We start from the raw sequence: 10,679 nt of genomic DNA, 5'->3' as shown, positions 1-10,679 counted from the left end.
GGGCTAGCGAGCCAGCGCCGCTGCGCGCCGTGGCGGTCGAAAGTTCCGGTTCGGCTCGCCCGTGGCGTATCGCCGGGGCCGGTTTGGGACCGATGATGGTGGTGTCTGCCGCGGTGACGCCGGTCCGTCCTTGGTGCATCGGTTTGGCCCGTGGGCTAGCGTGGCGCGGAGGGCCCCCACGGGCACCGTGGATTGTTGCCTCGAGCACGAGTACTAGATTCCTGAATCCCAACAGCCCTCTCCACGGCAGGCGCACAACCGAAGACCACTGCTGTCAGGGGAGGTTCGCCATCATGGATTTGATCCACGAGAGGTCCGCGGGGATCGACATCTCCAAGCGCGACGCGAAGGTCGCCATCCGCGCCCCGGGCAAACGGCCCGGGACCTTCACCACCACAGTCACCACCTGGGGAGCGACCACGAACGAGATCCTGGCCCTGCGCGAGATGCTGCTGGCCGAGCGGGTCACGACGGTGGTGATGGAGGCGACCAGCGACTACTGGAAGCCCTTCTACTACCTCTTCGAGGACGTGCTGCCGGTGATGCTGGTCAACGCCAAGGCCGCCCGGAACATCCCGGGCCGCAAAACGGATGTCTCCGACGCCGCATGGCTGGCCCAGCTCGGCGCGCACGGGCTGCTGCGCGCCTGCTTCGTCCCGCCCGAGCCGGTCCGGCAGCTGCGGGACCTGACCCGGGCACGGACGCTGGCGACCCAGGACCGCACCCGGGAGATCCACAGGCTGGAGAAGTTCCTCGAGTCCACCGGAATCAAGCTCTCCTCGACCGCCTCGGAGCTGACCGGGGTCTCGGCCCGCGCGATGCTCGAGGCGCTCGTCGCCGGCGAACGCGACCCGCAGGTCCTGGCGGACCTGGCCCGGGGCACCCTTCGCCGGCGGCTCCCCGAACTCGTCGAGGCCCTCACCGGCCGCTTCACGGACCACCACGCGTTCATCTGCCGGATGCACCTGGAGCGGATCGATTCGATGACGGAATGGATCGACCAGCTCACCGCCCGCATCGAGGAGGCGATGTCCCCCTTTCGCGCCGCGAGGGACTTCCTCGCCACCATCCCCGGGGTCTCCACCACCGTCGCCGACACCGTCGTCGCGGAAACCGGGGCCGACATGAGCCGCTTCCAGACCCCGGGCCGGCTCTGCTCCTGGGCCGGGCTCGTCCCAGGCCACAACGAATCCGCCGGACGGGTCAAGTCCAGCAAGACCCGGCCCGGGAACCGCTACCTCAAGGGCGCCCTCGGCACCGCCGCGCTCTCGATCGCCCGACACCCCAAAAACACCTACCTCGGCGCCCGCTACAAGCGGATCGCCGCCCGCCGCGGCCGGACCAAGGCCCTCGTCGCGACCGAGCACGCCATCCTCGAGGCCGCCTGGCACATGCTCGCCCAAGGCGAGTGCTACCAAGACCCCGGATCGGGACTCCCTCACCAGGATGGATCCCGCCAGGGCCAAGAACAACGCGATCAGGCACCTGAAGGCCCTCGGCTACAACGTCACCCTCAGCCCCACCGTCGCAGCATGACCCACCTACTTTCGTACTAGGCCGTGGCGCCGGGGCGCGGGCCGAGCAGGCCGTCGAGGACGACGCCGAGGCCCCACGCGAACGCGTCGCTGCCGAGTGGCGCGCCCCCGGCCTCGGGGTCGACCGCCGCGAGGCGGTTGGCCTCCTGCTGTGCCGCGACGGAGCCCAGGATGTGGTTCACCAGCAGGTGCTGCGCCCATGCCGAGCGGTCGGGGGCGACGCCGGCGGCCTCGAGAAGGTCGCGCAGGCGCGTCAGGGGGACCAGGGCGGCGGGCTGCATCGTCTGGGCGACCTGGACGACCTCGGCGCTGTCCGGAACGGGCACCAGGGCCCCGCGCAGCCCGGTGGCGAGTTCGGCGACGGCGGCCCGCGCCCGGGCGGGTTCCGCGGGCGCGCCGGCGACCTCGAGCCCGCCGAGCAGGTGCGCGGCCACGCCGACCAGCAGCTCCTGCTTGTTCTTCACGTGCCAGTAGAGGGCGCCGACCTGGACGTCCAGCTCGCGGGCCAGCCGCCGCATCGAGAGGTCTCCCAGGCCGAAGCGGGTCAGGATGCCGACGGCGGTGCCCACCACCTGCTCCCGAGTCAACGCCATGGCTGCCAGTCTAGGGTGTGCCGCCCCCGGCCGCCGGGCCGGTGGGCCGGGCGAGGAGGCGCAGCAGCGTTCCGGCGCCGACCGGGGCGGCCCCCAGCGCCGCGACGCGGGCCCGTAGTGCGTGGTCGCACGTGACGACCGTGAGCGGCGCGTCGGGGTCCGCGGCCCGGAGCGACCGGACGAGATCCACGATCGCATCGTCGCCGGACGCCCTCGCGTGCACCACGTCGAGCGCCGCGGTGTCCGCCGCCGCCGTCCCGCGTCCGGGCCCCTGCCAAGGACCGGGAGGGGCGGCCGCCTTCGCCGCCCCCTCGAGTACGACGGTCATTCGCGGCCAGACGGTTTCGGCGCCCGCACCGAAGAGGCTGCCCGGCAATCCGGCGTCGAGGGCGGTCCGCAGCCGGGCCAGCAGCCTGCGGGCGGCGCCCGGGCGGTCCCGCCACCAGCCGTCGGGGCGGGAGCCGACCACGTTCGCGGCATCGACCACGAGTACGGGCCGGAGCGGGCGGGTCGGGGCTGCGTCGGGCATGGACCCAGTGTCGCACCCGGGCGGCGCACGCCCCGAGGTCGTCGTGAACGGTGTTCAATGATTCGTGTAGGGTCGATGCCAGCATCACTTGAACGCCGTTCAGGACCTTCCGGCCCTGCGGCCCGTCCGAAAGGCGTCCCATGGCCCAGGCCGCACCCGAGACCACCGCCCCGCCGTCCGCCGGCGCCCCGGCGCCCGCCAACTCCGCCGCGCTCGCCGACGCGGTTCTTGCCGGCCACCGGCTCGACGCCGCCGAGGGCCTGGCCGTCCTCGCGACCGCCGACGCCGACACGCTGCGCCTGGTCTTGGAGGCCGGCCGGGTCCGCCGCCGCCACTTCGCCGACACCGTCAAGGTGAACTACCTCGTCAACCTGAAGTCGGGTCTCTGCCCCGAGGACTGCACGTACTGCTCCCAGCGGCTCGGGTCCGCGGCCGAGATCCTCAAGTACACGTGGCTCAAGCCCGACGAGGCGGCCGAGCAGGCGGAGCTGGGCATCCGCGGCGGCGCGTCGCGGGTCTGCCTCGTCGCCAGCGGGCGCGGCCCCACTGACCGCGACGTGGACCGCGTCGCCACCATGGTCGACCGGATCAAGGGCGAGCACCCGGCGGTCGAGGTCTGCGCCTGCCTGGGCCTGCTCAAGGACGGCCAGGCCGACCGGCTCCGGGAGGCCGGCGTCGGCGCCTACAACCACAACCTCAACACCGCCGAGTCCAAGTACGGGGACATCTGCTCCAGCCACACCTACGCCGACCGGGTCGAGACCGTCCGGGCCGCCCGCGGTGCCGGGCTCTCCCCGTGCTCGGGACTGATCGTGGGCCTGGGGGAGTCCGACGAGCAGGTCGTCGAGGCCGTCCTGGCCCTGCGCGAGCTCGGCAGCGACTCCATCCCCGTCAACTTCCTCATGCCCTTCGAGGGGACTCCCCTGGCCGGGACGTGGGAACTGACGCCGCTGCGCTGCCTGCGGATCCTTGCCCTCGTCCGCCTGGCCTGCCCGGACGCCGAACTCCGGCTCGCCGGCGGGCGCGAGATGCACCTGCGTGGCCTGCAGGCCACGGCCCTGGAGGTCGCGAACTCGCTCTTCCTCGGCGACTACCTCACCAGCGAGGGGCAGGCCGCCGAGGACGACCTCGCCCTGATCGCCGACGCCGGCTTCCGCGTCCTCGGAGCGGGCGAACGCGGCGGGGACGCCAGCGCGGCGACGGCGGCCACCGCGGGCCGAGCCGCCGCGGACTGCGGCACCGCCGGTGGCGGTTGCTGCGGCACGGCCGCTCCCGCCGGGGAGCCCGGTGCCGTCCCCGGCGCACCGGCGGGCGACGTGACCGGCGCGTCCGTGCCGGAGGCCGCCGGCCCGCCCGCGGGAACGCCAGCGATCCGCCGCCGCGGGGCCGGCACCGCTACGGCGCCCAACGCCTGAGCCCCGCGGCGGGCGCCAGGGCGTGGGCATTCCGCGACGGGGCGCCGAGGGCGATCATCCGGGCGGCGCGGAACGCAGGCGCTCCGCAAGGGCCAGCGCGTCGAACGGGGAGCGCACCTTGGCGTCGTTGTCGAAGTACACGAAGGCATCCAGCCCGTCGCCGAGCCAACCCCGCACCCGCTCCGCCCACTCGTCGAGCGCTTCGCCCGGGTAGCCGCCCGCGTACAGCTCGCCGTGCCCGTGGAGCCGGGCGTAGGCGAAGTCCGCCGTCGGCTCCCGCGGCTCGGGCCAGGTGCCGGAACTGTGGGCCGCGACGAGTGCCGTGTTGTGCCGGCGCAGCTGCCCGCGGGCGGCGGGGGCGTCGAAGCTGGGGTGGCGGACCTCCAGCGCGTGCCTGAGCCGCCGGTCGGGGGTGTCTCCGGTCCACGTCCGGCCGTCCATCCGCGCGTCGCGTTCGGCGGCGAGCCTCCGGGCGGAGCCGACGCTGTGTGGCAGGAGGCGCAGGAACGCCTCGAGCGTGTCCCGGTCGTAGGGCAGGGTCGCGGGCAGCTGCCACAGGAATGGCCCGAGCGCGTCGTCCAGGGCCAGGACCCCGGAGGCGAAGAAGTTGGCCAGGGCCTGCCGCACGTCCGTCAGCCGCAGCAGGTGGGTGATGTAGCGGCCGCCCTTCACGGAGAACACGAACCCGTCCGGGACCCGCTCCCTCCACGACCGGAACGTCCCGGGACGCTGGAGGGAGTAGAAGGTGCCGTTGACCTCGATGGTGTCCAGGTGCCCGGCGGCGTACTCGAGCTCGCGGGCCTGCGGCAGGCCGCGGGGATAGAACACGCCCCGCCACGGCGGGTACGTCCACCCGGAGATGCCGACCCTGGCTCGCGGCCGCGCTCGCGTCATGACGGAACGCTACGACGGCGGCGCCCGGGATCCAACGCCCGCGGGCTGTGGAAAAGTCGCGATAGGGGACCCACTTCGGTAAACTCGCGGGGTAAGAGCCCCTGACTCTTACGTGCTGCGCCCCTGGAGCGGGGATCGGCAGGCGAGGCCGGGGGCGTTCTTGTGCCCGGCAGCGCCGGGGCCCGGCCGGCCAGCCGGCCGCCGAACCAGCAAGGGGAGGATCCCATGCCAGCAATCGTGATCGTCGGGGCCCAGTGGGGCGACGAGGGGAAGGGCAAGGCCACCGACCTGCTCGGCGGCCGCGTCGACTACGTGGTCAAGCCCAACGGCGGCAACAACGCCGGGCACACCGTCGTCGTCGGCGGCGAGAAGTACGAGCTGAAGCTCCTTCCCGCCGGCATCCTTTCCCCGAACGCCGTCCCCGTCATCGGCAACGGCTGCGTGGTGAACCTCGAGGCCCTCTTCGCCGAGATCGACGGGCTCGAGGCCCGCGGCGCCGACACCTCCAAGCTGAGGGTCTCCGCCAACGCCCACCTGGTGGCCCCGTACCACCAGACCATGGACAAGGTGACCGAGCGGTTCCTGGGCAAGCGGGCCATCGGCACCACCGGCCGCGGCATCGGACCGGCCTACATGGACAAGGTCGGCCGCCTCGGCGTCCGCGTCCAGGACGTCTTCGACGAGTCCATCCTGCGCCAGAAGGTGGAGGGCTCGCTGCGCCAAAAGAACGAGCTCCTGCTCAAGGTGTACAACCGCCGCTCCGTCGAGGTCGAGGAGATCGTCGAATACTTCCTCTCCTACGCCGAGCGCCTCCGCCCGCTGGTCGTGGACTCCACCCGCCTGCTCAACGACGCCCTCGACCAGGACAAGGTCGTGCTCATGGAGGGCGGGCAGGCGACCTTCCTGGACGTGGACCACGGCACCTACCCGTTCGTGACGTCGTCCAACCCGACGGCGGGCGGCGCGTCCGTGGGCTCCGGCATCGGCCCGACGCGCATCACGCGCTCCGTCGGCATCATCAAGGCGTACACGACCCGCGTCGGGGCCGGGCCCTTCCCGACCGAGCTCTTCGACGAAATGGGCATCCACCTGCAGAAGACCGGCGGGGAGTTCGGCGTGAACACCGGCCGCCCCCGCCGCTGCGGCTGGTACGACGCCGTCCTGGCCCGGCACGCCTCCCGCGTCAACGGCTTCACCGACTACTTCGTCACGAAGCTCGACGTGCTCACCGGCATCGAGCGGATCCCGGTGTGCGTGGCCTACGACGTCGACGGCGTCCGCCACGACGAGATGCCCATGACCCAGACCGACTTCCACCACGCGAAGCCGATCTTCGAGTACTTCGACGGCTGGACCGAGGACATCACCGGGGCGCGCACCCTCGAGGACCTGCCGGAGAACGCCCGGAACTACGTGCTGGCGCTGGAGAAGATGTCCGGCACCCGGTTCTCCGCCATCGGCGTCGGCCCGGACCGCGACCAGACGATCGTCCGGTACGACCTCATCAACGACTAGGGCCGGTGCGGCGCCGCCTCGACGTACATGTCGGGGCGGACGACGACGACCGTCCCGTCCGGCAGGCCCCGGCGCGGGGCCGGCCGGAACGTCCGCAGGGGCAGGTTCCTCCGGCGGGCCTCCTCCCGGCCCGGCCCCGCGGCCGCGGGCCCGTACGCCTGCACGTGCCAGGCGGCGTCCGCGCAGGCGGCGTGGTTGTCGGTCCCGGGGGCGTCGCCGTCGCCCCCGGCATCCGGGACCCACGGCAGGCGCCGCCCCACGAGCGGGTCGCGGCGCCGCACCCGGTCCCGGAAGCGGTCCGGCCGGGACTCCTCGCCGATCCAGTAGTGGATCCGCACCTGCGAGAGGTACCCGAAGAAGCGCCCGCCGGCGGGGGAGCGCGGCACCAGGGGCAGGGCCACGGACCACAGCAGCGGCACGAGCCGGGTCCGGAACGCGCGGGCCAGCGGCCCCTCCGCCGTGACGGCGGCGAACACCCGGTCCGTCGTCTTCACCAGCCGCAGGGCCACGGGCCGCCGCTCCGCCGCGTACTGGTCCAGGTACTCCGGGGGCCGCCGCCCGGCCAGCACGTCGGCCAGCTTGCACGCCAGGTTGTGCGCGTCCTGCAGCCCCGTGTTCATGCCCTGCGCGCCGACGGGGGAGTGCACGTGGGCCGCGTCCCCGGCCAGGAACACCCTCCCCCGGGAGAACTCGCCGGCCACGCGGTGGTGCGTCCGGTACGTCGCGAACCACTCCGACTCCGTGTACAGGACCCCGAACCGGTCCCGCAGCTCGGCGCGGGCCGCCCCCTCGGCGACGTCCGCGCCCGGGCCGGCGCCGCCGTCGTCCCCCGCCGAGGCGGGCCGGCGCACGATCCCCAGCAGCCGCACCCGCGCGCCCCCGGCCCCGTCGGGGCCCATGGGGAAGCCGAGCATGAAGTTCCGGTCCGCGAGGCGCAGCGTGATCCCGGGCCCGGTGCCGCGCACGCCGTTGGCGTCGAGGACGTAGAACACGTGCCCGTACGTCGCGCCCCCGAACCCGACCCCGAGCGCCTTGCGCACGGGGGAGGAGGCGCCGTCGGCCGCGACCACGTACCGCGCGGCCACGGTCCGCCGCCCCTCCGGCCCGTCGAGGTCGACCTCCACGCCGTCCGCCCGCTCGCGCAGACCCGCGAACCCCGTGCCCCAGCGCACCGGACGCCCGGTTTCGGCCAGGCGCCGGGCGAGCAGCTCCTCGTTGGCGCTCTGCTCGAACACCCGGAGGCCGGGGAACGGCGTCACGTCGCGGCCGATGCGCCCCAGCGGCAGGGACCCGAGGGCCCGCCGGCCCACGCCCGGGCTGATCCGCTCGGCCAGGACCGAGCGCTCCAGCACCCGCTCGGCCAGGCCCAATTGCCGGTACACCTCCATCGAGCGCGAATGCACGCCCAGGGCCCGGGACTCCCGCGTGGGCCCGGGCTTCGGGTCCACCACGAGCGCGTCCACTCCCAGTCGCTGCAGCCAGTTCGCCGCCATCAGTCCCGTCGGGCCGGCGCCGACAACCAGCACGTCCGCGGATTCGGTGTCCATGGCGCCCACGCTACGCCCGCGCCCGCGCGCGGGAAACGCCCCTCCGCGCCCGCGCGCCGGATGGGTAGGGTGGGACGAGGAGCACAACCGGAAGGTGGCGGAGCGATGAAGATCAGCGTCGGTCAGATCTCCCCCGCGGGGCGGCTGGACGAGAACCTCGAGACGGTGCGCCGGCTGGCCGCCCGGGCGCGGGACGAGGGGGCGGGCCTGCTGGTCCTGCCGGAGGAGACCATGTTCACGGTGCGCAAGGTCGAGGGCGACCTGGCCGCGGCGGTCGAGCGGGACTGGTCCCTGTTCGTCCAGCAGGTCTCGTTCGCGGCGCGCGACCACTCGCTCGCCATCGTCGCGGGCGGTTACGAGCCCAGCGGGCAGGCCCAGCCGTACAACACGCTCGTCGCCGTCGACGCGACCGGCCGGATCGCCGGCACGTACCGCAAGATCCACCTGTACGACGCCTTCTCCTACCGGGAGTCGGACCGGATCGCCGCCGGCGACGCGGACGCGGTCCCGGTGTTCGAGTTCGGCGGGCTGAAGGTGGGCGTCATGACCTGCTACGACATCCGCTTCCCGGAGGTCGCGCGGCGGCTGGCCGTCGCCGGGGCCGACGTGCTGCTCGTGGCCGCGGCCTGGTTCAAGGGGGACCACAAGATCGAGCACTGGGAGACGCTGCTGCGGGCGCGCGCCGTCGAGAACACGGTCTGGGTCGCCGCGGCGGGCACCAGCTCGACCAACACCGTGGGCCATTCCGCGATCCTGGACCCGCTCGGCATCCCGGTCGTGTACCTGGACGAAGAGATCGGCGAGATCGTCACCGCCGATGTCACCCGCCGCCGCATCGACGAGGTGCGCGAGTTCCTTCCGGTGCTGGCCAACCGGCGGCTCGGGATCTAGGGGCGACGGCGGCGACCGGGTCCCCCTCCCGGGCTGCCCGGGGGCCCGGAATCCGGGACGGAAAAAATTTCCCGAAAAAAATCCGGATCGCGCGTAACCCCCGCGTACCCCCTGGCGATTACGGAAGTGAAGAAGCCGGGTCGAGGGTTCCCCCCCAACGAGTCTCGACCCGGCTTCTCCATACCCGGGGACCGTGGTCCGACGGAGCGCCATAGACTAGTGGTGTCCCGTCTTCCCACGATTCCGAAGGAGTGCCGTGACCGTCCTGACGGATGAGGTGCTGCACGAGGCGCGGCAGGGTTCCCCCGCCGCCCTCAACGCCGTCTACCTCTCCCTCGCCGGAAAGGTCCACGGCTACCTGGGGGCCAAGGGCGTCGACGATCCGGAAGGCGCCACACAGGACGTGTTCCTGACGGTCTTCAGCAAACTGAAGGATGTCGAGGGAGGCGCCGCCGGACTCAGGAGATTCACCTTCTCGGTGGCCCACGCCCGCATGGTCGACGCCACGAGGTCCCGGACCCGCGCGCCCCACACCGACGCGTACGAGCCCGAAGCGGACCCCCGCACTTCCACCTCCGCGCAGGACACGGTCCTGGAGCAGCTCGGCACCGGACCCCTCCAGGGCGTCCTCGACCGACTGGTCCCCGACCAGAGGGAGTGCGTCCTCCTGCGGATCGTCGCGGGACTGGGCATCGAGGAGACCGCGCAGGTCATGGGCAAGAGCCCCGGCGCGGTGAAGCAACTGCAGCGACGCGGCCTGTTGGCCATGAAGAAGATGCTCGAGGAGGCCGGAGACGATGGGTAGCGAGGAGCTTTCCCGGGACGCCGCAGCGCGCCGTCTGCTGGACGAGGCCGGGATCGGCCCCGACCGGCGCCTCGAGGGCGCCCTGGCGGGGCTCGCGCGCCTCGGCGACGCGCCCGCTCCCACGCCGTCCGGCGACCTCGCCGCGCTGCTCTCCGGTGCGGAGTCCGGCCCCGCCGACGCGCACCGGAACCATTCCAACGTCCTGCCGTTCCGCCGCCGCCGCGGTACCGCGGCCGGCGGCACGCTCGTCGCGCTCGCCATCGCCGCGGCCGCCGCGGGCGGCGTCGCCGCCGCCGCCAACCAGCGCGGTGAGGGCCAGACGCCGCAGGACGTCGTCGTCGCCGCCTCGTCGTTCGCGCACCGGCCGGCCGACGTCGTCGTCACCTCCTCCCCGGCGCCCGCCGCATCCAGCGCCGCAGAGAGGACCCCGGCGTCGGCGGCACCCGCGCCGGCGGAGAAGGCCACGGGCCATTCCAGCCGCTCCAGCGAGGCCCCCGGACGCTCCGTCTCCGACGAGGCCCGGAACCGCCGGGGCCCCCGCACGGCGGCGCCGGAGCGCGGCGACGCCCCCGGCCGCCGCGCGCCGCAGGGCAACAGCAGCCAAGGCAAGCCCGCCGCGCCGGGCGACGGCGCCCGCCAGGGCCCGGCGTCCCGGAACAAGGCCGGATCCGGCCAGCACTCGAACGCCGGGAAGCCCGGCGGAGGCAACGCGCGGCAGGACCGGTCCGAGGGGCCGGGCCAGCCAGCCACCGGGCGCCTCCAGGGGACCGTCGCGGACGTGGCCGACCGGGTCCCGGCGGAGGACGCCACCGGCCCCGTGAAGCGCCTCCTCGTCCCCGGCGACTAGGGCTCGCGCGACGCCACCACCCCCCTGCGCCAAGCGGCGGGGGGGGGGTTTTTTTTGCCCCCCCCCTTCCCCCCTTTTTTTGTTCGTTGTCCCTTCCCTCCCCCCCCC

Annotated in this window: 9 protein-coding genes and 1 pseudogene; 6 read left to right on the top strand and 4 right to left on the bottom strand. The window is 73.7% G+C overall.

Annotation, left to right across the window (positions count from 1 at the left end):
* The first annotated feature begins 293 nt into the window (after nucleotides 1-293).
* Nucleotides 294-1,536: pseudogene (locus tag AC1Q5D_RS17245) on the top strand (IS110 family RNA-guided transposase).
* A gap of 16 nt (nucleotides 1,537-1,552) precedes the next feature.
* Here AC1Q5D_RS17245 and AC1Q5D_RS17240 read toward each other — a convergent pair.
* Both AC1Q5D_RS17240 and AC1Q5D_RS17235 read right to left on the bottom strand, forming a co-directional pair.
* Complete coding sequence (locus AC1Q5D_RS17240; RefSeq protein WP_481739687.1) at nucleotides 1,553-2,128, bottom strand: TetR/AcrR family transcriptional regulator; 576 nt, start codon at nucleotides 2,126-2,128, stop codon at nucleotides 1,553-1,555.
* Nucleotides 2,129-2,138: 10 nt separating this feature from the next.
* Entirely contained in the window at nucleotides 2,139-2,657 is a 519-nt protein-coding gene (locus AC1Q5D_RS17235) for a hypothetical protein (protein ID WP_481739686.1), read from the bottom strand.
* Between the two features lie 140 nt (nucleotides 2,658-2,797).
* On the opposite strand from AC1Q5D_RS17235, the gene bioB reads away from it, so the two are divergent.
* Complete coding sequence (gene bioB, locus AC1Q5D_RS17230) at nucleotides 2,798-4,072, top strand: biotin synthase BioB (RefSeq protein WP_481739685.1); 1,275 nt, start codon at nucleotides 2,798-2,800, stop codon at nucleotides 4,070-4,072.
* Nucleotides 4,073-4,126: 54 nt separating this feature from the next.
* Here the strand turns inward: bioB and AC1Q5D_RS17225 are convergent, their stop codons facing one another.
* The gene (locus tag AC1Q5D_RS17225; protein WP_481739684.1) at nucleotides 4,127-4,966 is read right to left on the bottom strand and encodes a DUF72 domain-containing protein; all 840 of its coding nucleotides are present in this window, start codon (nucleotides 4,964-4,966) and stop codon (nucleotides 4,127-4,129) included.
* A gap of 225 nt (nucleotides 4,967-5,191) precedes the next feature.
* Here AC1Q5D_RS17225 and AC1Q5D_RS17220 point away from each other — a divergent pair, with 225 nt between their 5' ends.
* Nucleotides 5,192-6,481 carry an adenylosuccinate synthase gene (locus tag AC1Q5D_RS17220; RefSeq protein WP_481739683.1) on the top strand — a complete coding sequence of 430 codons (1,290 nt, stop codon included), beginning with the start codon at nucleotides 5,192-5,194 and terminating at the stop codon, nucleotides 6,479-6,481.
* Here AC1Q5D_RS17220 and AC1Q5D_RS17215 read toward each other — a convergent pair.
* Nucleotides 6,478-8,028: an FAD-dependent oxidoreductase gene (locus AC1Q5D_RS17215; protein ID WP_481739682.1), complete on the bottom strand. Its 1,551-nt coding sequence runs from the start codon at nucleotides 8,026-8,028 to the stop codon at nucleotides 6,478-6,480. The two genes, AC1Q5D_RS17220 and AC1Q5D_RS17215, sit on opposite strands and share 4 nt — an antisense overlap.
* A gap of 105 nt (nucleotides 8,029-8,133) precedes the next feature.
* On the opposite strand from AC1Q5D_RS17215, the gene AC1Q5D_RS17210 reads away from it, so the two are divergent.
* The 3 genes from AC1Q5D_RS17210 (at nucleotide 8,134) to AC1Q5D_RS17200 (ending at nucleotide 10,571) form a co-directional block, all read left to right on the top strand.
* Nucleotides 8,134-8,919: a carbon-nitrogen hydrolase family protein gene (locus tag AC1Q5D_RS17210; RefSeq protein WP_481739681.1), complete on the top strand. Its 786-nt coding sequence runs from the start codon at nucleotides 8,134-8,136 to the stop codon at nucleotides 8,917-8,919.
* 256 nt (nucleotides 8,920-9,175) lie between these two features.
* Nucleotides 9,176-9,724 (top strand): RNA polymerase sigma factor, encoded by a 549-nt coding sequence (locus tag AC1Q5D_RS17205; protein ID WP_481739680.1) that lies wholly within the window; start codon nucleotides 9,176-9,178, stop codon nucleotides 9,722-9,724.
* Complete coding sequence (locus AC1Q5D_RS17200; RefSeq protein ID WP_481739679.1) at nucleotides 9,717-10,571, top strand: hypothetical protein; 855 nt, start codon at nucleotides 9,717-9,719, stop codon at nucleotides 10,569-10,571. The genes AC1Q5D_RS17205 and AC1Q5D_RS17200 overlap by 8 nt, the downstream gene beginning before the upstream one ends.
* Nucleotides 10,572-10,679: the final 108 nt, after the last annotated feature.

The sequence above is a fragment of the Arthrobacter paludis genome (assembly GCF_056782315.1).
This window is presented reverse-complemented; position numbering and strand designations above follow the sequence as displayed.